General features: G+C 37.3%; 26 protein-coding genes and 4 tRNA genes. 24 read left to right on the forward strand and 6 right to left on the reverse strand.

From position 1 onward, the window contains the following. The first annotated feature begins 70 nt into the window (after positions 1 to 70). The 15 genes from phsA to CMCT_RS02615 all read left to right on the forward strand — a co-directional run bounded on the left by phsA (position 71) and on the right by CMCT_RS02615 (position 14,269). On the forward strand, positions 71 to 2,344 hold the full coding sequence (gene phsA / locus CMCT_RS02545) for a thiosulfate reductase PhsA (protein ID WP_176324999.1): 2,274 nt from the start codon (positions 71 to 73) through the stop codon (positions 2,342 to 2,344). A 97-nt stretch (positions 2,345 to 2,441) separates the two neighbouring features. Further along, the gene (locus CMCT_RS02550; protein WP_034967993.1) at positions 2,442 to 3,005 is read left to right on the forward strand and encodes a 4Fe-4S dicluster domain-containing protein; all 564 of its coding nucleotides are present in this window, start codon (positions 2,442 to 2,444) and stop codon (positions 3,003 to 3,005) included. After that, positions 2,998 to 3,900 carry an NrfD/PsrC family molybdoenzyme membrane anchor subunit gene (gene nrfD, locus CMCT_RS02555; protein ID WP_034967995.1) on the forward strand — a complete coding sequence of 301 codons (903 nt, stop codon included), beginning with the start codon at positions 2,998 to 3,000 and terminating at the stop codon, positions 3,898 to 3,900. Before CMCT_RS02550 ends, nrfD begins: the two co-directional genes overlap by 8 nt. Before the next feature lie 8 nt (positions 3,901 to 3,908). Beyond that, positions 3,909 to 4,574 carry a response regulator transcription factor gene (locus CMCT_RS02560; RefSeq protein WP_034967998.1) on the forward strand — a complete coding sequence of 222 codons (666 nt, stop codon included), beginning with the start codon at positions 3,909 to 3,911 and terminating at the stop codon, positions 4,572 to 4,574. Then, on the forward strand, positions 4,561 to 5,706 hold the full coding sequence (locus tag CMCT_RS02565; protein ID WP_051654861.1) for a sensor histidine kinase: 1,146 nt from the start codon (positions 4,561 to 4,563) through the stop codon (positions 5,704 to 5,706). Before CMCT_RS02560 ends, CMCT_RS02565 begins: the two co-directional genes overlap by 14 nt. Before the next feature lie 98 nt (positions 5,707 to 5,804). After that, positions 5,805 to 6,170 carry an HIT family protein gene (locus CMCT_RS02570; RefSeq protein ID WP_034968246.1) on the forward strand — a complete coding sequence of 122 codons (366 nt, stop codon included), beginning with the start codon at positions 5,805 to 5,807 and terminating at the stop codon, positions 6,168 to 6,170. Then, complete coding sequence (locus CMCT_RS02575; protein WP_034968000.1) at positions 6,160 to 7,035, forward strand: cache domain-containing protein; 876 nt, start codon at positions 6,160 to 6,162, stop codon at positions 7,033 to 7,035. The genes CMCT_RS02570 and CMCT_RS02575 overlap by 11 nt, the downstream gene beginning before the upstream one ends. 119 nt (positions 7,036 to 7,154) lie before the next feature. Then, entirely contained in the window at positions 7,155 to 9,938 is a 2,784-nt protein-coding gene (gene napA / locus CMCT_RS02580) for a nitrate reductase catalytic subunit NapA (RefSeq protein ID WP_034968003.1), read from the forward strand. Positions 9,939 to 9,940: 2 nt separating this feature from the next. After that, positions 9,941 to 10,711, forward strand: coding sequence for a ferredoxin-type protein NapG (napG, locus tag CMCT_RS02585; RefSeq protein ID WP_034968006.1), 771 nt, complete (start codon positions 9,941 to 9,943; stop codon positions 10,709 to 10,711). Then, the gene (gene napH, locus CMCT_RS02590) at positions 10,711 to 11,499 is read left to right on the forward strand and encodes a quinol dehydrogenase ferredoxin subunit NapH (RefSeq protein ID WP_034968008.1); all 789 of its coding nucleotides are present in this window, start codon (positions 10,711 to 10,713) and stop codon (positions 11,497 to 11,499) included. The genes napG and napH overlap by 1 nt, the downstream gene beginning before the upstream one ends. Further along, complete coding sequence (locus CMCT_RS02595) at positions 11,496 to 12,014, forward strand: nitrate reductase cytochrome c-type subunit (RefSeq protein ID WP_034968009.1); 519 nt, start codon at positions 11,496 to 11,498, stop codon at positions 12,012 to 12,014. The genes napH and CMCT_RS02595 overlap by 4 nt, the downstream gene beginning before the upstream one ends. 1 nt (position 12,015) lies before the next feature. Then, positions 12,016 to 12,483 carry a 4Fe-4S binding protein gene (locus CMCT_RS02600; protein ID WP_051654851.1) on the forward strand — a complete coding sequence of 156 codons (468 nt, stop codon included), beginning with the start codon at positions 12,016 to 12,018 and terminating at the stop codon, positions 12,481 to 12,483. Continuing rightward, the gene (locus CMCT_RS02605) at positions 12,480 to 13,400 is read left to right on the forward strand and encodes a WD40 repeat domain-containing protein (RefSeq protein WP_034968012.1); all 921 of its coding nucleotides are present in this window, start codon (positions 12,480 to 12,482) and stop codon (positions 13,398 to 13,400) included. Before CMCT_RS02600 ends, CMCT_RS02605 begins: the two co-directional genes overlap by 4 nt. Next, entirely contained in the window at positions 13,397 to 13,744 is a 348-nt protein-coding gene (locus CMCT_RS02610; protein ID WP_034968015.1) for a chaperone NapD, read from the forward strand. The genes CMCT_RS02605 and CMCT_RS02610 overlap by 4 nt, the downstream gene beginning before the upstream one ends. Positions 13,745 to 13,834: 90 nt before the next feature. Then, positions 13,835 to 14,269: a Dps family protein gene (locus CMCT_RS02615; protein ID WP_034968017.1), complete on the forward strand. Its 435-nt coding sequence runs from the start codon at positions 13,835 to 13,837 to the stop codon at positions 14,267 to 14,269. A gap of 21 nt (positions 14,270 to 14,290) precedes the next feature. Here CMCT_RS02615 and CMCT_RS02620 read toward each other — a convergent pair whose 3' ends face one another. Both CMCT_RS02620 and CMCT_RS02625 read right to left on the reverse strand, forming a co-directional pair. Beyond that, a complete protein-coding gene (locus CMCT_RS02620; protein ID WP_034968020.1) occupies positions 14,291 to 15,283 on the reverse strand; it encodes a sensor histidine kinase in 993 nt (330 codons plus the stop codon). Continuing rightward, entirely contained in the window at positions 15,280 to 16,095 is an 816-nt protein-coding gene (locus CMCT_RS02625) for a DUF234 domain-containing protein (RefSeq protein ID WP_034968022.1), read from the reverse strand. The genes CMCT_RS02620 and CMCT_RS02625 overlap by 4 nt, the downstream gene beginning before the upstream one ends. Before the next feature lie 108 nt (positions 16,096 to 16,203). Between CMCT_RS02625 and CMCT_RS02630 the strand changes: the two genes are divergently transcribed. After that, the gene (locus CMCT_RS02630; RefSeq protein WP_176325000.1) at positions 16,204 to 17,526 is read left to right on the forward strand and encodes an aminotransferase class V-fold PLP-dependent enzyme; all 1,323 of its coding nucleotides are present in this window, start codon (positions 16,204 to 16,206) and stop codon (positions 17,524 to 17,526) included. On the opposite strand, the gene CMCT_RS02635 is transcribed toward CMCT_RS02630, so the two are convergent. Genes CMCT_RS02635 through CMCT_RS02645 form a run of 3 tightly spaced genes read right to left on the reverse strand, consistent with a single transcriptional unit; the run spans position 17,523 to position 18,285 of the window. After that, positions 17,523 to 17,804 carry a type II toxin-antitoxin system RelE/ParE family toxin gene (locus CMCT_RS02635; protein ID WP_034968025.1) on the reverse strand — a complete coding sequence of 94 codons (282 nt, stop codon included), beginning with the start codon at positions 17,802 to 17,804 and terminating at the stop codon, positions 17,523 to 17,525. The genes CMCT_RS02630 and CMCT_RS02635 overlap by 4 nt on opposite strands. Next, positions 17,801 to 18,049, reverse strand: a complete 249-nt coding sequence (locus tag CMCT_RS02640) for a hypothetical protein (RefSeq protein ID WP_034968027.1) — start codon at positions 18,047 to 18,049, stop codon at positions 17,801 to 17,803. The genes CMCT_RS02635 and CMCT_RS02640 overlap by 4 nt, the downstream gene beginning before the upstream one ends. Next, positions 18,046 to 18,285: a DUF6290 family protein gene (locus tag CMCT_RS02645; protein ID WP_034968030.1), complete on the reverse strand. Its 240-nt coding sequence runs from the start codon at positions 18,283 to 18,285 to the stop codon at positions 18,046 to 18,048. Before CMCT_RS02645 ends, CMCT_RS02640 begins: the two co-directional genes overlap by 4 nt. Before the next feature lie 184 nt (positions 18,286 to 18,469). On the opposite strand from CMCT_RS02645, the gene CMCT_RS02650 reads away from it, so the two are divergent. The 5 genes from CMCT_RS02650 (at position 18,470) to CMCT_RS02670 (ending at position 20,928) form a co-directional block, all read left to right on the forward strand. After that, positions 18,470 to 19,771, forward strand: a complete 1,302-nt coding sequence (locus CMCT_RS02650; protein ID WP_034968032.1) for a major outer membrane protein — start codon at positions 18,470 to 18,472, stop codon at positions 19,769 to 19,771. A gap of 98 nt (positions 19,772 to 19,869) precedes the next feature. After that, the gene (locus CMCT_RS02655) at positions 19,870 to 20,121 is read left to right on the forward strand and encodes a type II toxin-antitoxin system RelB/DinJ family antitoxin (RefSeq protein WP_034968034.1); all 252 of its coding nucleotides are present in this window, start codon (positions 19,870 to 19,872) and stop codon (positions 20,119 to 20,121) included. Positions 20,122 to 20,151: 30 nt separating this feature from the next. Further along, positions 20,152 to 20,244: a type II toxin-antitoxin system YoeB family toxin gene (locus CMCT_RS09530; protein ID WP_082198637.1), complete on the forward strand. Its 93-nt coding sequence runs from the start codon at positions 20,152 to 20,154 to the stop codon at positions 20,242 to 20,244. Positions 20,245 to 20,335: 91 nt separating this feature from the next. Further along, a complete protein-coding gene (locus CMCT_RS02665) occupies positions 20,336 to 20,572 on the forward strand; it encodes a type II toxin-antitoxin system HicA family toxin (protein ID WP_034968037.1) in 237 nt (78 codons plus the stop codon). Continuing rightward, positions 20,569 to 20,928, forward strand: coding sequence for a type II toxin-antitoxin system HicB family antitoxin (locus tag CMCT_RS02670; protein WP_034968040.1), 360 nt, complete (start codon positions 20,569 to 20,571; stop codon positions 20,926 to 20,928). Before CMCT_RS02665 ends, CMCT_RS02670 begins: the two co-directional genes overlap by 4 nt. Here the strand turns inward: CMCT_RS02670 and CMCT_RS02675 are convergent. After that, positions 20,929 to 21,004 (reverse strand) — tRNA-Ala (locus tag CMCT_RS02675). It abuts the gene before it with no gap. A gap of 119 nt (positions 21,005 to 21,123) precedes the next feature. On the opposite strand from CMCT_RS02675, the gene CMCT_RS02680 reads away from it, so the two are divergent. The 3 genes from CMCT_RS02680 to CMCT_RS02690 all read left to right on the forward strand — a co-directional run bounded on the left by CMCT_RS02680 (position 21,124) and on the right by CMCT_RS02690 (position 21,380). Next, positions 21,124 to 21,198: transfer RNA gene (locus CMCT_RS02680), tRNA-Gly, on the forward strand. Positions 21,199 to 21,206: 8 nt separating this feature from the next. Next, positions 21,207 to 21,292 (forward strand) — tRNA-Leu (locus CMCT_RS02685). A 14-nt stretch (positions 21,293 to 21,306) separates the two neighbouring features. Next, positions 21,307 to 21,380: transfer RNA gene (locus CMCT_RS02690), tRNA-Cys, on the forward strand. Positions 21,381 to 21,401: the final 21 nt, after the last annotated feature.

A 21,401-nucleotide genomic window follows, 5' to 3' on the forward strand; every position in this document is an offset into this window, starting at 1 on the left:
AAAATTTTACTATATTTTTACGACACTATTATAAAATACTGCTAACGAAACTTGAATTTAGGAGGGGAAAATGAATAATTCAAGAAGGAATTTCCTTAAAACATCTGCTATCATAGCAACTAGCACAGCTATACCAGGCACTATTGCAAAGCTGGGTGCAAATCCACTCGAGCCAAGTGAGAAAGCCACGTATAGCTTTTGTGAGATGTGTTCTACTCGCTGTCCGATAGAGGGACGTGTTGTGGATGGTAAAAATGTTTTCATACAAGGCAACAAAAAAGCAGGTGGCACAAAGACATCTGTTTGTGCTAGAGGCGGTGCAGGACATAATCAACTATACGATCCAAATCGCCTAGTTAAGCCACTTATTCGCACTGGCGAAAGAGGCGAGGGTAAATTTAGAGAGGCTAGTTGGGACGAAGCACTTAGCTTAGTTGCAACAAAAATGCAAGAGATTAAGGATAAATATGGTCCACAAAGCTTTATATTTAGTGCAAAAAGCTCTGACACGCATAAATTAATGGTAAATTTTGCAAGTAGTTATGGTTCGCCAAACTGCTTTTCGCACTTCTCCTGTTGCCCGATAACATATCAAATGGTTTGTCAACATATGTATGGCGACTCAAAGCTTAAGCGTGACTTTAGCAATGCAAAATACATTGTAAATTTCGGACACAATCTATTTGAAGGTATTGTCATAGGCGATACAAAAAAACTAGCAAGTTTTGCTGATAAAAAGGATACAAAACTTTTGGTTTTAGAGCCTAGATTTAGCGTTTTATCCGCAAAGGCAGATGAATGGCTACCTGTAAAACCAGGCACTGACTTAGCTTTTGTTATGGCTTTAATTAATACTTGGATTAAAAATGGCACCTATGACAAGGAATTTATAGAGCAATTTACGATTGGTTTTGATAAGGTTATAGAAGCTACAAAAGATACAACACCAGAGTGGCAAGAGAGCATAACTGGTATAAAAGCCGATGATGTTAGACGAATTGCAGCTGAAATTTGGGCTGCTGCTCCAAAAGTCATCATTGACTTTGGACACAAAACTACAACAGCAAAAGCCGAATATGAAAGAACGCGTGCTATTATGGTCGCAAACGCTATGATGGGCAACTGGGAGAAAAAAGGCGGTCTGTTTAGCGGTAAAAATGCAAAAGCCTACAACAAGCTAATCGGCGAAAATTTAATAGATGAAACAAGTAATCCAGATAAAGAATTTAAAGTACCAAAGATTCAAAGGCTGGATTTTGCTGGTGAGGATGGTAAACATAAATTTGTAAGTCGCCAACACGGCGTTTTAATGGATATTCCAACAGCGATTTTAAGCGAAAAACCTTACCCTATAAAAGGCTGGTTTAACATACGATTTAATCCTTTTATAAACGTTTCAGAGCCAGTTAAAACAGAAGAAGCACTTAAAAAGCTTGACTTTATCGTAGTTAGCGACATATATATGCACGATATGGCACTTTATGCGGACGTGATTTTGCCTGAGAGCACATATCTAGAGCGTGATGAGGGCATTGCTGATAAATCAGGTCAAAAACCAGCATATATGATAAGAAACAAAATCGTTGAACCAGTTGGCGATACAAAAGACGCTGCTAGTATATTTAGAGAACTTGCACGTCGCCTAAAAGTAGACGGACTTTATAAGTGGAACGATATCCGTGAGTTTAGAATGGCACAAGCAAAAGGAAATGTGGAGTTTTTAGCTAAACTTGAAAAAGATGGCTTTGTAAATTACGATGTGCCGGGAATTTTATTCCGTGAAAAAGAGAGCGTTGAGAAATTTGTAAAACGCTTCCCACAAACCGCTCAGTATGTTGGCGAAAATGGTTTAATGGACAGCCAAGCCAAGCTAAAAACAAAGAGCGGAAAGATAGAGCTATTTAGCGAAGAAGTTGAGAAATTTTTCCCAGGTTATGGCTGTTTAAATACAGAGGGAATGGATGTATTTGGTGGACACGAACTTTGTCTTACAAGTGGTAAAACACCAATTCATACAAACGGACACACTCAAAATATACCATTTTTAAATGCTATGATGAGCGACTCGCCTATTTGGATACATCCAAAAGCCGCTGCAAAACGAGGCTTAAAAGACGGCGATAAAGTTGTGCTAAGTAATAAATTTGGCAAAGAGTATGGATATGTAATGCTAACTGAGGGCATTAGAGAGGATACGCTATTTGTTTATCACGGATTTGGGCATTTAATGAGTAAAAACAAACCTAGGGTCGGCACAAATGATAGCATTTTACTAAACCCGCAAGAGGGCCCAGTGGCTGCTACTATGGTAACAAATGTCGGCGTTGATATAGCAAAGGCGTGAAATTTTAGGTGCAAATAAAATGGAAAGGAAAAGGCGGAGTGATTTTAGATACAACAAAGTATCAATCTAAAAGCAAACGCCGTAGAAAGGTAATAATATGAAAAAATATGTAATGATACACGATGAAAATTTATGCATAGGCTGTCAAGGTTGCAGCATTGCTTGTAGAAGTGAAAATAACGTTCCAAGCGCTCTTTACAGACTTCAGGTTCACTCAAAAATGAGCGGGACATTCCCAAAACTAAAAATGGACTTTTTACGCCATAGTTGCGTTATGTGCGAGGACGCTCCTTGCGTTGATGTTTGTCCAACTGGGGCAAGTTTTAAAACGGCTGACGGCGTAACTTTGCTTGATGATAGAATTTGCGTTAGTTGCAAGTACTGCATTTTGGCCTGTCCTTATGACGCACGTTTTGTGCTTCCTGATGGCAATATCGGCAAATGCACATTCTGCTACGAAACTCGCCTAGCAAAAGGCGAAGATCCAGCCTGTGTAACGGTATGTCCAACAGACGCACTAACATTTGGCGACGCAAATGATGAAAATTCAGCGGTTAGTAAAAAACTAAAAGCTAAAAAAGTCTATTATCCAAAAGAATCTCTTGGCACACGCCCACGCGTGGCTATGGTGGCAAACACAAAAGGAGGAAGCAATGAATAATATGTGGGGTTCAATGGCACAATTTGACGCCATTTACTGGCCGTGGCCGATTGCGATTTATCTATTTTTAGCAGGTTTATCAGCTGGTGCTATGATAGTAGCGGTATTGTTAAAAGATAAGAGTGATATAACACATAAAGTAGCAGCCTGTATAGCTCCTATTGCTATTTGTATAGGTCTTGCTCTGTTGGTCTTTGATCTTGGTAAGCCGTTAAATTTCTACTGGATACTAATAAAATATAACTTTATGTCTGTTATGTCTATTGGTGTTGCGTTACTGCTTGTTTATACGCCTCTTAGCTTTGTTTATATGGCTCTTGCATTAAAAGATACTAAACCACTTAGCGGATTTAAGGGCATATTAGATGCTTTTGCTCCTATGATGGGTGTGCTTGGATTTGTGCTTTTAATCCTAGCCGTTGGCGTTGGCGTTTATACAGGCTTTTTATTAAGCGATGTGGAGAAAATTTTACTATGGAACACACCTGTTTTACCTGTGCTATTTTTAGTATCAGGACTTAGCTCTGGTATTGCTATGAGTGTATTTTGCTCTGTTGTATTCTTTAGGGATTACAATCACGCAGTTATTGAAAAGCTACTAAAATTTGATATGCTCACTATGATTTTAGAGCTTGTTTTAATAGCAGCTTTGTTTGGACTACTGCTTACAGGTGGCGATCAGGCAGTAAATGTGGCAAAAACCGCACTTGGCTCAGGCTCTTTGGCTATTATGTTTTGGGTTTTTGTCGTTGGCAGTGGTCTTGTATTACCTGTGGTTCTTGAGCTTGCAAATGGTAAAGCAATGAGTAAAAATTTGATAGTTTTTAATACTTTTATTGTTTTAATGGGAGTTATTTTGCTAAGATACTACATAGTTTATGCAGGACAAATGTAGGAGAATAAGTGAAAATACTTCTTTTAGAGGATGATCTTGAGTATCAAGAGAGCGTGAGTGAGTATCTCACCTCTCTTGGATATGAGGTTGAGTGCGCAAGTGACGGCTCTAGCGCGTGTGACAAGATAGCAAATGGCTTTTATCATCTTTTTATACTTGATGTTAAAGTCCCAAATGTAAATGGCTTTGAGGTTATAAAATTTATAAAAAATATAGGACTTGAAGCACCTATTATGATGATGACCTCTCTTGTTGATATAAATGATATGGCAATAGGATATGAACTTGGTTGTAATGAGTATCTTAAAAAGCCATTTGAACTTGCTGAGTTGAAATTTAGAGTTAGCGAACTTATGAGAAAATACTATAATCTTGATGATAAAAATGTTATAAAACTAAGTCAGGATTATGAGTTTAATGCTACACGAAGAACGCTTCAAATAAACGGCAGAGTTATAAATTTAAGTGCAAAAGAGCTTGAGCTGGTTGAATACCTTGCTTTAAATATCGGGAAATTTATAAGCGTTGCCGAGCTTAAAGAGAAAATTTGGGAGAATAAAGATATAAATGAAGCCGATATTCGTATGCATGTATTAAAAATCAGACAAAAGACAAGTAACGAGTTTATAGTGTCAAGACGACATTTTGGCTATAAAGTCGATGCAAAAGATTAAAATTCCACTTCTAGCCATTTTTATAATAATGGCTCTTTTTGGTTTTCAAAGCTATATCATTGTGATATTAGCACAAAAAAATGAGGTTTCAAATGCAACTTTTGGCATTATGAAATTTGAAAGCACGATAACAAAGGCATTTGAAGCTTCACAAACTATGCCCACCTCTCTTATATATAGGTATGCTATCTTATCTGAGGATAATAGCATTTTGTTTTCAAATTTAAAAGAAATTCCGCCTGAGCTTAAGGACTCAAAACTCATAAAAAATGGCAGACTTTACTATAAAAATTTCTTTTTTAAAAACAACAAACCATACTACATAATCATATCTCAAGAGTTAAATGATAAGCGAAATATATTTTTAAGCGTCCTTATGTTTTCATTTATGCTTATCGTTGTCATAGTTACACTCTACCTGTCATATTATGCTAGTATCAAGCCATATAAACAGGCGCAAAAATACCTAAATGACTTTTTTAACGACGCTATGCACGAACTAAAGACACCACTTGGTGTGGCAAAGATAAATTTAGAAATGCTTGGACTTGAAAATAAATACACCAAGCGTATAAACAACGCACTAAAACAGATGCAAATAGCCTATGATGATGTTGAGTATTTTATCAAACGTGGTTACATAAAATTCCCAAAAGAGCGTGTGGAGCTTAGCGAGTTTATAAGGGAGAGAGTGAGGTTTATAGCCTCTATTGCAGATATAAAGAGTATGAAAATAGTGCTAAATTTAAACTGCGAATTTTTTATTGAAATTAGCAAAATTTCACTTCAAAGATTGATTGATAACAACCTTACAAATGCTATAAAATATAGCCATAAAGATAGCGAGATTATCGTATCTTTAGAGCCATTAGGTGACGGCGTTGTCTTTAGCGTTCAAGATTTTGGTATCGGGATAAGGGATGTCAAGCAGGTTTTTAAACGCTATGAACGTGAAGATAGTGTGCAGGGCGGTTTTGGTATAGGACTTAGTATTGTGCGCGAAATTTGCGTTCAAAACAATATCCTTTATAGAGTTAAAACCAAGCTTGGCGAGGGTAGTACATTTTTTTATGAGTTTAAAAGTCATCAAGCCAAAGTCGACGATGCCTTGACAAAAAGCCCTATTTGTTAAATCCACATTTTATAATTATTTTACGTAAAGCTTACGTTTTGCAAAATTTTATAAAAATTTTGATAAAATTAGCGAATTAAAAGGATAGTTTAATGCAAATTTTATTTGAAGATGAATTTATAAAGATTGAGCGTGAGCCACACGAGTTGCCTTGGGTTAAAATTTTTACCAAAACCGCGTTTAAAGAGCTTAGCGATTGCGATGAATTAAGCAGAGCCAGGCTCTTTGAAGTTATGCTAATAACTGAGCGTGAGATGATAAAATTTTACAAACCAGCAAAGATAAATATAGCAAGCTTTGGAAATATATTGCCACAGGTTCACATCCACGTCATCGCTCGTTTTAAAAATGATGAGTTTTTCCCGCAAAGTGTTTGGGGAGAGAGGCAGAGAAAAAGCAGTGTTGTTTTGCCAAATTTTGATGAGTTTGCAAAGAGACTGCAGGACAAGCTAAATGAGAAATAAAACTTTATTTTACATTATGCCACTTATAGTAATGCTTGTAAGTTTGCTTTTAGTGCTTTACTATAGGTATCATGCACAAAGATTTGAAAATATGGCAAAGGGCTTTTTTGACTACCAAAGCAAACAGCTTTATAAAAATATAGATGACGCAAAAAATTCATCCTTAGCACTTGCTGTTTTGCTTGGCGAAAATGACTACATTATCGATTGCTATGAAAATTCTGATAGAAAAGAGTGCTTAAAAAACATAAACACGATAATCTCTAACCTAAATTCAGTCGTAATGTATAAAAATTTGAAATTTCATCTACACACAAAAGATATTAAAAGCCTGGTTCGCAGTTGGAACAATAGTAGATATGGAGACGATCTATTTCCATTTAGACATATAATACACGAGGTAGCAAATAGCTCTAAACCAGTTAGTGGCATAGAAAGTGGTATGGCTGGGACGTTTATTAGAGCTACTGCTAGTGTGCAAAAGAAGGGGCAAATTTTAGGAAGCGTTGAGGTTATGCTTGATTTTGAGTATATAAGCAATTTTTTCAAAGATCAGGGTATTGATCTTTTTGTCCTACTTGATAAACAAAAAAATCAGCCACGCTACAAAATGGAGGGCGATGATATTATGAGGGATTATTTTATATCAAATTACAAAAGTGCAAATTTAAATTTAGTCCCGATTTTAGAACAGCTTAAGCTAAATGACGGCGGTTTTCAGATCTATAATAGTCATTATTTTTGCATTGTACCCATGTTTAACTACATAAATAAGCATATTGGATACTATGTTTTGCATATAAACAGCGATTTTAAGGATAAAAACATTTTTCAGGAGCGTCTATTTTTAAATCCACTTTTTTAAAATGTTATTATTTTTTTATTTAAAAATAATTTAAATTTTACCAATTAATTGATTTAAATCAATTAATTGTTATAAAACAGGTAATATAATGCAAATACACATTCTTTAAAGGAGAAAATATGGATCGTCGGGATTTTATAAAATCAGCCGCAGGAGCTGCAGCCTGTGCTAGTGCTGGTATCGCACTACCAAGCAATCTAAACGCAGCAAGTGAAGCTGAAAAGGGTTGGCGATGGGACAAGTCAGCTTGCCGTTTTTGCGGAACTGGCTGTGGTATTATGGTCGCTACAAAAAATGGTAAGATTGTCGCTGTAAAAGGTGACCCAGAGTCGCCAGTAAACCGCGGATTAAACTGTATTAAGGGATATTTTAACGCCAAGATTATGTATGGCGAAGACCGTATTACTCATCCGCTTTTACGCGTAAATGAAAAGGGCGAGTTTGATAAAAAGGGTAAATTTAAGCGTGTTAGCTGGAAACAAGCCTTTGACGTTATGGAGGCTCAGTTTAGAAAAGCATACAAAGAGCTTGGACCTCAAGGTGTTGGAATTTTAGGCTCAGGTCAATACACGATAATGGAGGGTTATACCGCTTCAAAAATGATGAAAGGCGGTTTTAGAAGTAACTCGATAGATCCAAACGCAAGACACTGTATGGCTTCAGCCGTTGTGGCGTTTATGCAAGTGTTTGGTGTAGATGAGCCGTCAGGCTGTTATGATGACATTGAGATGACTGATACTGTTGTTACTTGGGGCGCTAATATGGCAGAGATGCACCCGATACTTTGGTCAAGGATAAGCGATAGAAAACTTAGCAATCCTGAAAAAGTAAAAGTAGTAAACCTTTCAACTTTCTCAACAAGAACATCAAATTTAGCCGATATCGAGATCATCTTTGCTCCGTCAACAGACCTTGCTATATGGAACTACATCGCACGTGAGATAGTTTATAACCACCCAGAGATGATAGATAAGGAATTTGTAAAACGCCACTGTGTATTTACAACTGGTCCAGTTGATATTGGTTATGGTTTAAGACCTGATATTAAACACAAAAAATATCTACCAAGTGAGCTTGATACTGCAGCTACTGAAAAGTCAAAAGTGCTAAGCAAGGCTGAAGGCACTACTTTAGCGTATTTAGGTATGAAAGCTGGAGATACACTTGAGAATAAAAACACAAACACAGCTGGCAATCACTGGCATATAACTTATGAAGAGTTTAAAAAAGCACTTGCCCCTTATACTCTTGACTTTGTTGCAAATTTAGCTAAAGGCGATAAGAACGAGAGCATAGATGATTTTAAAGCAAAACTAAAAGCTCTAGCAGATCTTTACATTGAAAAAAATCGCAAAGTTGTAAGCTTTTGGACAATGGGCTTTAACCAACACCAAAGAGGCACCTGGGTAAATGAACAAGCTTATATGGTGCATTTCTTACTAGGAAAACACGCAATGCCGGGTAGCGGTGCGTTTTCTTTAACAGGACAGCCTTCAGCGTGTGGAACAGCTCGTGAGGTTGGAACTTTCGTTCACCGCTTGCCTGCTGATATGGTTGTTGCAAATCCAAAACATAGAGAGATAACAGAGGGAATTTGGAAACTTCCAAAAGGAACTATAAACCACGTAGTTGCCTCTCCTTATGTAAAAATGCTTCGTGATTTAGAAGACGGCAAAAACAAATTTATATGGGTTCAAGTAAATAACCCGTGGCAAAATACCGCAAACGCCAACCACTGGATAAAAGCTGCTCGTGAGATGGATAACTTTATCGTTGTTAGCGACCCATATCCTGGAATTTCAGCCAAGGTTGCTGACCTAATTCTACCAACAGCGATGATATATGAAAAATGGGGTGCTTACGGAAACGCTGAAAGACGCACACAGCACTGGAGGCAGCAAGTATTGCCAGTGGGCGAGGCTATGCCTGACATTTGGCAAATGCTTGAGTTCTCAAAACGCTTTAAGATTAAAGAATTCTGGGGCGAAGTAAAGGTAAATGACAAGGTAACTCTACCAAGCGTACTTGATGAAGCAAAAGCTATGGGATACAAAGAGGACGATACACTTTATGATGTTTTATTTGCAAATGAGTATGCAAAGAGCTTTAGTGCAAAAGACGCTGTAATGGGCGATTTTGATAATACTGAAGTGTTTGGCGATAGCAGAAATGTTGTCGGCTCTGACGGCGAAGTGTTTAAAGGATATGGCTTCTTTGTTCAAAAATACCTTTGGGAAGAGTATCGCAAATTTGGCGTAGGACACGGACACGACTTGGCTGACTTTGATACCTATCATAAGGTTCGTGGCTTAAGGTGGCCTGTAGTAAACGGCAAAGAAACACAGTGGAGATTTAACGTAAAATTTGACTATTATGCTAAAAAATATGCAAAAGATGGCGAAAATTTCTCATTCTATGGAAACAAAAACGCAGCACTTCCTAGTGGCGATTTAAAAGGTGTAACAGATAAAGAAAAAACACCACTTACTAATAAAGTTAAAATTTTCTTCCGTCCATATATGGATCCTTGCGAAATGCCAAGTGCCCAGTATCCATACTGGCTATGCACGGGTCGTGTTTTAGAGCACTGGCATTCAGGTACTATGACTATGCGTGTTCCTGAGCTTTATAGAGCCGTTCCTGAGGCACTTTGCTATATGCACGAAGATGACGCTAAAAAATTAGGCGTAGCTAAAAATGATGTCGTATGGATAGAGAGTCGCCGTGGAAAAGTAAAAGCAAAAGTTGATACAAACGGCAGAAACAAACCACCTGTTGGTCTTATTTATGTGCCTTGGTTTGATGAAAACGTATTTATTAACAAAGTGACGCTTGACTCTACTTGTCCACTCTCAAAAGAGACAGACTATAAAAAGTGTGCGGTTAAAATTTATAAGGCTTAAACGTGCGTGATTTAAACCAAAAAAGCAGACGCGAAGCACTGAAATTTGGTGTAAAAGCTTTAGCTTTGGTAGTTGCTGGTGGTTTTGTTTGGTCTAAGGCTGTTAGGGCTGAAAATTTAGTCCTACTTAGACCACCAGGTGCAAAAGATGAAAAGGACTTTTTAGCAAGTTGCATTCGTTGCGGACTTTGCGTAGAGGCCTGTCCTTTTGACACACTAAAGTTAGCTAGTACCACAGACGGCATTAGTGTTGGTACTCCATTTTTTACACCTAGAGATATTCCGTGTCGCTTGTGCGAGGATATACCTTGCACCGTCGCCTGTCCTACAAATGCCCTTGATAGAGCACTTGTAAGTGATAGTGACGGAAAGCTTGATGTTAATAGATCAAAAATGGGCGTAGCAATAGTTGATAGCTCAAGCTGTATAGCCTTTTTAGGAATTCGCTGTGACGCCTGTTACCGCGAGTGTCCTTTGATAGATAAGGCGTTAAAGTTAGAGTATAGACGAAATGAACGCACACAAAAACACGCCTATTTATTGCCAGTGGTGGATTTAAATGTTTGCACGGGTTGCGGTATCTGTGAGCACGTTTGCGTGACGCAAAAACCAGCCATTACTATCGTCCCTACTAGCGTTGTCATCGGCTCTGTTGATAAAAACTACATAAGGGGCTGGATAGATGGCGATGATAAGCGACTTGACGGCATAGATACAAACATCAAATTAGAGCATAAAAAGGTGCTAGATTATCTAAACGAGGGAGAGCTTTGATGAAAATTTTACTTTTTAGAAGGCTAACTCAGATAAGTATTTTAGCTCTATTTATACTCTCAAACCACTATGGATTTAAGCTTTTAAGTGGCGATCTTAGCGCGTCTTTGCTTTTTGGTAAATTTCAACTTGCCGATCCATTTGCACTTTTGCAGCTATTTTTAGCTGGTGCCACCCTTAGTTTAAGTGTAATCTTAGGTGCTGTTTGCATAGCTTTATTTTATGCTATTTTGCCTCCTCGTGCATTTTGTTCGTGGGTATGTCCGGTAAATCTTTTTACTGATATCGCAGCAAGACTAAGGGCAAAATTTGGCTTTAAGGATAGCCCTATCTTAAAGATAAGCAGAAAAACTCGTTACTATTTTTTAGCTCTAACGTTGATTTTTTCAGCTTTCTTATCACTTCCAGTTTTTGAGAGCATTAGCTTTGTGGGCGTAGTTCAACGTGGCATAATATTTTTAGATAGCTTTGTCATAGCTACTATTTTTGTCATTATTGTTTTTGATATTTTTGTGTTAGAAAGAGGCGTATGTGGACATATCTGTCCGCTAGGAGCTTTTTATTCGCTCGTTTCAAAATTTTCGCCTTTACGCGTTAGTCACAATGTATCAAACTGCACAAAATGTATAAAATGTTTGCGTGTATGCCCTGAAGCACAAGTGCTAGATATGATAGGCAAAAGAGATGGATTTGTAAGTAGTGAGTGCGTTAGTTGCGGACGTTGCATTGATGTATGCGAAGATAATGCATTGAAATTTAGTATAATAAATTTAAAGGAATTAAAATGAAAGTTAGATTGATACTATCAGGAGCGATTATGGCTCTTGTTCTTAGTGCTTGTGCCATTGGTTCTAAGAGCATAAGCGACACCCAAATGGGTATTAGAGGCGATATCGTAGATGATAACATCTCGGTTAAACAGGTTGATTGGACGGCACAACCAGCAGGTACTTCAAAGAAATTTGACCGCTCTTTTGAAAACTCGCCTCCATTTATCTCACACGATATAGAGGGTATGGAGCCGATAACAAAAGATATGAATATGTGTGTAACTTGCCATATGCCTGAGGTCGCAAAAGACGCTGGTGCTACGCCTGTTCCTGCTTCCCACCTTTATGATATTAGAAACAAAAAGGATAAAGGCGGTGCCTTGCATGATGAGAGATTTGTTTGCACGACTTGCCACGTTCAACAAGCAAATGTTACAGCTCCTATTAAAAACAACTTTAAGCCTGATTTTCGTGACGCAAACGGCACACATAAGTCAAATTTGCTTGAAGTGTTAAATGACGGAGTAAAATAGGTTGCAAAGAAGAGAATTATTTGCTAAAATTTTAAAACCAAAGGCAGATATACCAAATGCGATTTTACCGCCATATTTTGGCGGTAAATTTGATTGCGATGAGTGTGACGCCCCTTGCATAAAAGCCTGCGATAAGGGGCTTTTAAGTTTTAAAAACCAGCAGATAGAATTTGCTCCAAATGCAAGAGGGTGCGACTTTTGCGAAGCTTGTGCCCTTGCGTGTTCTTTAAAAGAGAGGACAACTTTATCGCTTCAAAATGAAGCTAGAATTTTAGCCAAAGTTTCTATATCTACAAGCAGTTGCCTTGCTTGGAACGAAACTATATGTTATAGTTGTATGGACGCGTGTAGATACAAGGCGATCGATTTTTTTGGTGTTTTTAGACCACTTGTAAATAGCAAGTGTATCGGTTGTGGCGAGTGCGTGGGCGCTTGCTTTAAGGGTTCAATTACGATGGAGAGATTATGAGAGCGATATTTTTTATACTCACGATTTTTGGTTTTGTGTTTGCTACTGAGCCATTTATGAGTATTCAAACGAAGTCAAATGTAATGGGTATAACATATATAAATGATAAAATTTATATAGCAACTCAAGATAGTGTTTTAGAGATTTATGACACAAAAAGTGCTAGTTTTAAGAGCGAGATAAAATTTCAAAGCACTAATGATAGCGAGATAAAACCCCAAATCATAAGTGTTGATGAATATGCTGGTGCGTTGGCAGTTTTAGTGGAACAAGATTATGGTAAGAAATTTCTTTATGTGATTACAAAAGACGATAAAAAGACTTATGACCTAGGCAATGAAGGCATTAAAAGGGCAATGTTTGCAAACGATAAAACGGTCGTTTTAGCCTCTATAAGTAACGAAATTTACTTTTTTAATCTAAAAACAGCAAACATCGATGAGAGTTTTAAAATTTCAACCGCAATGCTTTCAGATATGAAAATGGATCCAAGTAGAAAAACCCTAGTTATCAGTGCAGAGAGTGGCAACGTATATTTTTATGATCTGCAAAATAGAGCTATGAAACGTATAGTTGAGCTACACAAGGATAATATGTATTCGATATCTTACAAAAACGACGTAGTTATCAGCTCTGGCGTGGATAAGAGCATAGGTGTTTTTAGAAATGATGAGGTTAGAAATTTAAGATACGGCGATAGTGCCGTGCTTGGTGTTGCATTAAGTCCTGACGGCAATATCGGAGCCTATTTTGGTGATGATTTAAGCAATGTCCATATCTTTAATACTAAAGATTTAAAGAGTTTAAACACCATAAACACGCCACAAACTACCATAAATGGTATGGCTTTTTTAAGTCAAAATGTTTTAGTTACAAGTGCTTTTGATAAAAATATATATTTTTGGAAGGTAAAATGAATATCTCAAGTGTTATTATAAATTTAAAAGATAAGAAATTTATGCAAAGTGCTTTAGATGAGCTATCAATAGTGCCTGATTGCGAACTTGTGGCAAATCAAGATGATAAGATAGTAGCTGTAATAACTGCTGATGACGTAAATGGCGAGATAGCTATGTTTAAAAAGCTAGAAGCTATAAATGGCGTTACAAATGTTGCTATGGTGTATACATATCAAGAAGATATAGAATTTGATAAAGATAAGCTCGAAATCAAAACAGACATTAGCGAAATTTTAACAAACGAGAATATAACTGCTGAACAAATTTGCTATAACGGAAGTGTAAATTATAAAGTTAAGTAAAATTTTCTTTTTAATAATTTTTATTATTTATAAAGCTTCTGTTTACTATTTTAGTGATATAATTTCATAAATTAAATCAAAGGAGACAAAATGTCAAAAGTTATTTCTAAACTAAACAAAATTCAGGCCGATGCACACGCATTATATGTTAAATTCCACGATCTACACTGGAACGTAAAAGGTATCCAGTTCTTTAGTATCCACGAGTATACAGAAAAAGCGTATGATGATATGCACGAGATATTTGACGCCGTAGCAGAGCGTGCTATTATGCTAGGTGGAAAAGCTATCGTGACATCATCTGAGTTAGAAAAATCAACTTGCATAAAGCACGAGCCAAAAGCTAGTTACACTCCGACTGAGGTTTTAGAGCTTGTTTTGGCTGACTATAAACACCTTTTAAAAGAATTTAAAGAGCTAGATGAGTTGGCTGATGGCGATACAACAACTCAGGCTTACGCCCAAGAGCAAATAGCTAAATACGAAAAAGCTATTTGGATGCTTAACGCAACTTTAGGCAAATAACCTTAGCCCTATTTTGGGGCTTTACTTTTTAAATTTTGGCAAACTTACACAAAACGACTTAGGCGACAGATTTACCTCAATACTCCCTTTATGTGTAGCAATTATTTGCAGACACAGAGCAAGACCAAGCCCATTACCTTTTAACTTACTTGTTTTAAACGGCTCAAATACGATATTTGCGTCATTTATCCCAACTCCACTATCATAAACATAAAATTTATGCTCATCATCACTAGCCTCGTAGCACAGCCTTATTTGCCCGATCTCATCATCACACTCCTCAATCGCGTCAATCGCATTAAAGAGTAAATTTTCAAACACCATTGCCAGTAAATCTCTATCAGCGACGTAAATTTCACTACCAAAATCAAGTGAAATTTCAATATCCTTTGAATACGCATAGTGTCTTATCGCCTCTTCGCACTCCGTTTTTAGCTCATCAAAGTTAAATTCCCTAGGATTTATCACAAGCCCTTTTGTAAATAGCAAAGTCGCCTTGATAATACGCTCCACACGCCATATCGCCTTTTGTATCTCGCCCACAAGCAGTGCATTTTTGCCATCAACCTTTTTTAACAGACTAGAAGCCAAAAGCGACACCGAACCTATCGGGTTACGTATCTCGTGAGCCAGGTGAGCCGCTACGCTACCCATACTGGCTAATCTTTCAGTTCGTTTTTGTGCTGTTATATCTATTGCTGAAACGATCTTTTTGTCATCTTTTATTGAAATTTTAATCAAATAAAACGCACCCATTAGCTCCACTTCACACTCTTCGCACTCAAGGTTAATAAGTCCAAACAGCCTCTTGCTAAGACTAGCCTTTGCATTTTGCAAAAACAAACTACCATCGCTATTTAGCACCCATAACGCCGTTGGCAACACGTCTACGACGTCCTTTACTATCTTTTGCAAACTCTCGTATGAGCTGTTTAAATTTTTATACTCCTGCTCGATTAAATAAGTTTGCTCTATCAGGCTTTTTAGCCCAGCTTCGATGTTTTGATCGTTCATTTTAAAAGCTCCGTCATATCCTTTATATCCACAAGCCACACACGCTCATCTTTTAAATTTACAAGCTCATTGCTAAAGCCACTTTTTGAAAACAGCACCACACGCCAAGGATTGATGCCCAGTTTTGCGCACTTTGATAAAACCATATTTAGCACGTTTTTACATACTTTTTTGCTTTTATATTTTGCCTCGCCAACCACTATCTTATCATCAATCACGCCAAGCATATCAAGCTCAATATTTTTATGCCAAAAGCTATTTACATTTAACGCACCATTTTTTGCAAGATATTCAGCCCCTAAAAGCTCAAATCCAAGCGAGGCATACTCATCAAACCCAGCCCTGATTTTACTCATTACAGCCATTTTATCCCCAGCCTCAAGCTCCTTTAAATTTGGCTGTATAAATCTAAACCAAAAACGCACAAAATGGCTACAAAAATGCACCTTATCTTGCACCACGTATCTTCTGTCTTGCCGTTTTAGTCGCTGATATTTTTGACCCCTTAGGCGTATCTCACGGCTTGGTTCTAGCGATATAAGCCCAGCTTTAAAAAGCCTTGAGTAAATTTTACTTGCCAAAATTCTTGGCATTATTTTATTTAAATTTAGTATCTTTCTGTCGCTAAAGGCTAGTTTTTCTAGTGCCATATTTGTAAGCTCATCAAAGTCAAACATAGCCCTAAGGCTACTAAAATTTCCCAAAATTTCAGCCTCTATCGCCTCAAAAATATCATAATAAGCACGTTTAATCTCTAGCTCGTCAAATACGATATGAAATTTAAACACTTCCTCTATATCAAGGTGTTTCATACGCTCATATGTCGCTTTTATGGGTTTTATCTGCTCTCCTTTTAGTGCGATTTTAGCATAAATTTTAGTAATTCAGGCTATAATTTGCCCAAAAATTTAGGATAAGAAGTGATAAATTTAGACTATATAAAAAAAGATATCATACTTGATGATGGACTTTACTACTTTGACTATACCGCCTCTGGACTAGCACATAAAAGCATAGAGGATAAAATTTCAAAATTTCTACTAACATACGCAAATACCCACTCAGATAGTGCAAGTTCAGCTATAAAAACGCAGACGATTTATGAAAATGCTAGAAAGCAGATAAAGGCTTCACTTGGGCTTGATGATAGCTTTGCACTCTTGCCTTCAGGTTATGGTGCTAGTGGCGCGATAAAGAAATTTCAAGAGCTTTTAGGACTTTACATACCACCAAAAACACGTGCTAGATACGCTATCAAGCCAACTTCTACTTCGCCACTAGTCATAGTTGGACCCTATGAACACCACTCAAATGAGATAAGCTTTCGCGAGGCACTTTGTGACGTGGTTCGTGTCGGGCTTGATGAGAGAGGAGGTGTAAATTTAAAGGAATTAGAGCAAATTTTACGCCTAAATGCCAGGCGTGAAATCATAGCCTCCTTTAGCGTCGCCTCAAACGTGACAGGAGTTATAACCGACTATAAGAAAATTTACGAACTTATCAAGCGATATGGCGGTATTTTAGCCTTAGACGCTGCTAGTTCTAGTGCTTATTTTAACGTAGATTCAAACTACTGCGACGCCATATTTTTATCCCCACATAAGCTTCTTGGCGGTGTAGGAAGTTGTGGTCTTTTAGCGATTAAAAGAGAGCTTGTGTCGCTATCTGAGCCAACCTTTGTCGGTGGCGGCACTGTAAGCTACGTAAGTCGCACATCGCACGTTTTTGTAGATGACTTAGAGCAAAGAGAGCAGGGTGGAACTCCACATATCGTGGGATTAGTTAGAGCGGCTTTAGCATACAAACTCCGTGATGATATCGGTATAGACGCCATTTGTGAAAATGAAACCGAGCTTGGCGAGTATTTTTCTAAAAAGCTAAACAAAATAGATGACATCATAAACTACTGCCCAAATGGGCTAAAATCTCTACCGATTTTTTCATTTAATGTAAAAAACATATCTCCATACGACTTATCCGCCATCTTAAGCAATGACTTTGGCATACAAACTAGGGCAGGTTGTGCCTGTGCTGGACCTTACGGACACGATTTGCTAGGGCTTAAAGATAATGCCCAACTAACGCAAAAGCCAGGTTGGTTAAGAGTTAGCATACATTACACGCATACGCTAGATGATATAGATTATCTTATCTCATCGCTAAAAAGTAGCATACAAAAGTATCACTCAAGCTGGGCAGAAGAACGCTCGTTTTATACCGCATACAGCGAGAAGTTGTGTTAAAAGTTTTTTGGATTGTTGTGTTTAAAAATTGATAAAATTCTAATACTATCCTTAGAAATTTCAAACACAACTATATATCCTTTAAAAATCAAATCCCTTATGCTCTCTTTATCCATTGTTTTGTTTTTACGAAAACGATAAGGCATATCAGCTATACTGGCAATTTTATCATAAAGTTGACTATGAAACTCCACCGCTCTTTGTATGCTATCTTGTGATATGAAGTCTAAAATTTGTATCAAATTCTCATCAAAATTTTCAGTAAAAACTATCCTCATATATTAGCGCCCAGCTTTTTTAGATGATTTTTTGAGCGCTCTCTCATCTCATCAAATTCGTATAGCTTTAGCTCGTTACTATCTAGTTTTCTTACTATATCTTTTAGTTTTAATGCGTCCGCTTTACTTATATCGCACTCATCATCTCTTTGAAAAACAGCCGTCGGATCTATTTTAAAAAGCAGAGCTTTTAAGGCTTCTATGGTTGCTTCATCAGCCTGTGTTTGTATACTTATTGATGTCACCTGTTTCTCCATAATCGCAGCCCCAACTCCTTATAAAGCTCTTTTGCACTAATGCCCTTTTTGCCACTTTTGATATACTTAGAGTATTCATCCTCTGCTTTTTTCATATCTTGCAACTCCTCCAAAAACTCTATCACTGCACCCTCTATCACATTTTGTGCTGTGGTATTTTTCTCTTTTGCGTAGTTTAAAAGCAAATTCTGCATATCTTTTGAAAGGTTTAACGCTACATCCATTTTACACCTCGTGATTTTACCTGTAATTATACATTTTCAAGCTTACACTTACATTACTAACCTTAATAATTCCCACTTTTTAGTAAACACTTAGTAACAAAATTTAAAAATGATGGATAAATTTTAAGCACATGTTAAGAATTTTTAGTTATTATTCATTTACATTTTTTTAAAAGGAGAACAAATGAAATTAACAAAAGTTAGTTTAGCAGCATTGGTTGCACTAGGTGCGTTTTCAAGCGTAGCTTCAGCTACTCCACTTGAAGAAGCTATTAAAAATGTAGATATAAGTGGTTTTGCTAGATACAGATACACAAATAATGATATTCATTTCAAAGGTAAAAAAGACGGTGACAAAACTGATATAGGCAACCACAGAGCAGGACATCAGTTTAGAATGATTACAAACTTCAAAGCAGCTATCGATGATAACTTCTTTGGCGTTATAGGTCTAAGATACAACGCAACCGATCATTCTGGCGATAGCAACGGTGATGCTTGGAAAGATGATAAAATAGTTACAGATGGACATAAGGATCTTGATGTATCAAATACTACAGGAACATTTAACGTTCATCAGTTCTACCTAGGCTATACAGCTGGTAATACTACTATCACAGCTGGTAAGCAAGTTCTTGGTACATTCTTTACAGATGACCTAGTAGGTACTGGCGTAAAAGTAGTAAATACAGATATCACAGGTCTTACTCTAGCAGCACTTGCTGTTGACGCTCTTGATAATAGCTCATTTTCAGATGGCGGTCTTTGGGATGCAGTTAGAAGCAATAAGTATGACACAGGTAACTTATATGGCGTAGCTGCTATTGGCTCTTATGATCCAGTGGCTTTCCAACTATGGTATGCTAGCCTAACAAACGTAGCTGACCTGCTAGGTGTTGAAGTAAGTAGCGATATAGCTATAAATGATAATGTAGCATTTGGCTTAAAAGGTCAGTTTGTAAACAACAGTGCTGATAAAGTTATGAAAAGTCCTAGCGCAAAAGCAGACTACAGCGACGGTCGCTTCTATGCATTTGAAGCTACTACAGAGCTATTTGGTGCTGAGCTAGGTGCTGGATATATCAACTGGAAGGCTAAAGACTACGCTAAAAAAACTACAGGCACTACATCATTTACATTTGAAGACCAAGGCTCTTTGATTGATGCAGGTGAGCAGCACGCAGACTGGAATGACTATACAGCTGCTAAAGGTAAAGGTAGCGTATGGTTCTTAAATGCTGGATATAGATTTGATAAATTCTTTGTAGGTGCTGACTACGTTCAAGGAACAAAGAAATTTGCTGAAGCAGATACCAAGAAAGAGAAATTCAAAGAGGTTGTTGCAAGAGCAAGCTATAAATACAGCAAAAAGCTAACATTCACAACTTGGTACTCTAATGCTGAAATCAAGAATTTCAAACACGATGATCATACTGGTAAGCTAGAAAGCGACAGATACAGATTTGAGGCTAAATACTCATTCTAATCCCATAGCCCCTCCCCAGGGGCTACTCTCTCCTACAAACTATTCACATTTTTATAATATAATAACCATACACGATAAATACATAGTAAGGATAAAGTATGGCTATTATAAACATAAGAGTTACAGACAGCGATAAAAAAGACCTTGAAGAGATTTTGGGGCAAATAGGACTTAACCTGTCGGTTGCCACAAATGCTTTTTACAAGCAGGTCATAATGCAGGGCAAAATTCCATTTGAGCTAAAAGCTGACCCTTTTTACTCAAAAAAGAACATATCAAGGCTAGAAAAATCAATATCTCAGCTAAATCAAAACGGCGGGACAATCCACGAAGTGATAAAAGATGATTAAAATGTGGAGTGACGAAGCGAGGGATGAGTTTTGCTACTAAAAGGAAATTTAGCCCCATTCTGGAATAGGCGAATTGATGATAAAAACAGGCTCGTTTATAAAATCATTGGCGACATAATATAAATCGCACAATGTGGCTCACACTACAAAGATAAGTAAAAATAATACAAATTTTATTTATTTTGTGTATAATCTTGTGTAGAAAAGGTATAAAATGAGCAGATACGATAAAATTCTAGATAAAATTTCAAACAATCCAAAAAATGTGAGTTTTGATGAGCTTAGAGCGATTTTAGAGTATGTTGGATTTAAACTCGTGCGGACAAACGGCTCTCATCATATCTTTGAATACGGCACACGTGCAATAGTCGTGCCACGACATAAGCCAGTTAAAGAAATTTACGTTAAAAATGCCATAAAACTAATACTTGAAATAAGGGGCGAAAAATGAAAAAAGACATAAATTACTATCTAAATTTACCATATGAAATTAAAATCGTGCGACTTGATGACGGCGACTACTACGCACAATACGCAGACGCAAGGTTAAATAAACTCGTGCTAATGAGTGGTGACGGCAAAACTCCAAACGAAGCTGTAGATGATTTACAAAATGCCTTTAAAAGCTATTTAGAATACGCCATAGAAGCTGGACGCGAAATCCCAGAGCCATACGATGAAAATAAAAAAGTGCGTGTAAATGTAAGCTTATCGCAAGGACTGCTAAATTCCATAGATAGCGTGAGTAAAAATCGCTCGGCATTTTTAGAAAAAGCAGCGAGTATGGCGTTAGCAAACGCCTTTTAATGGTGGAGTTAAGCGGGATCGAACCGCCGACCTCTTGAATGCCATTCAAGCGCTCTCCCAGCTGAGCTATAACCCCAAAAAGATTTTGTATTTTACACAAAAAATTCTTACAAAATTTTGAAATTTTATGAATTTTAATCAAAATAAAATAAATTTTTAAGCAAAAATCAGATAGAATTACAACTTCAAAATGACGCGGGAATAGCTCAGGGGTAGAGCACAACCTTGCCAAGGTTGGGGTCGCGAGTTCGAATCTCGTTTCCCGCTCCATTTGATTTGCCCAGGTGGTGGAATGGTAGACACAAGGGACTTAAAATCCCTCGGATTTTTTTCCGTGCCGGTTCAAGTCCGGCTCTGGGCACCACTTATAAAAGCTAAGGCGACATGGCCAAGTGGTAAGGCAGAAGCCTGCAAAGCTTTTACCCCCGGTTCGAATCCGGGTGTCGCCTCCAAATAAAACAAAGATGAGGAAA

It is taken from the genome of Campylobacter mucosalis (assembly GCF_013372205.1).
Lineage (GTDB): Bacteria > Campylobacterota > Campylobacteria > Campylobacterales > Campylobacteraceae > Campylobacter_A > Campylobacter_A mucosalis.

Excerpts from the sequence above, each read along its gene's own strand:
- phsA (WP_176324999.1), top strand. The coding sequence starts at position 71 with ATGAATAATTCAAGAAGGAATTTCCTTAAAACATCTGCTATCATAGCA.
- napA (WP_034968003.1), top strand. The coding sequence starts at position 7,155 with ATGGATCGTCGGGATTTTATAAAATCAGCCGCAGGAGCTGCAGCCTGT.
- CMCT_RS02620 (WP_034968020.1), bottom strand. The coding sequence starts at position 15,283 with ATGAACGATCAAAACATCGAAGCTGGGCTAAAAAGCCTGATAGAGCAA.
- CMCT_RS02605 (WP_034968012.1), top strand. The coding sequence starts at position 12,480 with ATGAGAGCGATATTTTTTATACTCACGATTTTTGGTTTTGTGTTTGCT.
- CMCT_RS02655 (WP_034968034.1), top strand. The coding sequence starts at position 19,870 with ATGGCTATTATAAACATAAGAGTTACAGACAGCGATAAAAAAGACCTT.
- CMCT_RS02645 (WP_034968030.1), bottom strand. The coding sequence starts at position 18,285 with ATGGATGTAGCGTTAAACCTTTCAAAAGATATGCAGAATTTGCTTTTA.
- nrfD (WP_034967995.1), top strand. The coding sequence starts at position 2,998 with ATGAATAATATGTGGGGTTCAATGGCACAATTTGACGCCATTTACTGG.
- CMCT_RS02595 (WP_034968009.1), top strand. The coding sequence starts at position 11,496 with ATGAAAGTTAGATTGATACTATCAGGAGCGATTATGGCTCTTGTTCTT.
- CMCT_RS02635 (WP_034968025.1), bottom strand. The coding sequence starts at position 17,804 with ATGAGGATAGTTTTTACTGAAAATTTTGATGAGAATTTGATACAAATT.
- CMCT_RS02575 (WP_034968000.1), top strand. The coding sequence starts at position 6,160 with ATGAGAAATAAAACTTTATTTTACATTATGCCACTTATAGTAATGCTT.
- CMCT_RS02650 (WP_034968032.1), top strand. The coding sequence starts at position 18,470 with ATGAAATTAACAAAAGTTAGTTTAGCAGCATTGGTTGCACTAGGTGCG.
- CMCT_RS02565 (WP_051654861.1), top strand. The coding sequence starts at position 4,561 with ATGCAAAAGATTAAAATTCCACTTCTAGCCATTTTTATAATAATGGCT.
- CMCT_RS02670 (WP_034968040.1), top strand. The coding sequence starts at position 20,569 with ATGAAAAAAGACATAAATTACTATCTAAATTTACCATATGAAATTAAA.
- CMCT_RS02625 (WP_034968022.1), bottom strand. The coding sequence starts at position 16,095 with ATGAAACACCTTGATATAGAGGAAGTGTTTAAATTTCATATCGTATTT.
- napH (WP_034968008.1), top strand. The coding sequence starts at position 10,711 with ATGAAAATTTTACTTTTTAGAAGGCTAACTCAGATAAGTATTTTAGCT.
- CMCT_RS02550 (WP_034967993.1), top strand. The coding sequence starts at position 2,442 with ATGAAAAAATATGTAATGATACACGATGAAAATTTATGCATAGGCTGT.
- CMCT_RS02615 (WP_034968017.1), top strand. The coding sequence starts at position 13,835 with ATGTCAAAAGTTATTTCTAAACTAAACAAAATTCAGGCCGATGCACAC.
- CMCT_RS02610 (WP_034968015.1), top strand. The coding sequence starts at position 13,397 with ATGAATATCTCAAGTGTTATTATAAATTTAAAAGATAAGAAATTTATG.
- CMCT_RS02665 (WP_034968037.1), top strand. The coding sequence starts at position 20,336 with ATGAGCAGATACGATAAAATTCTAGATAAAATTTCAAACAATCCAAAA.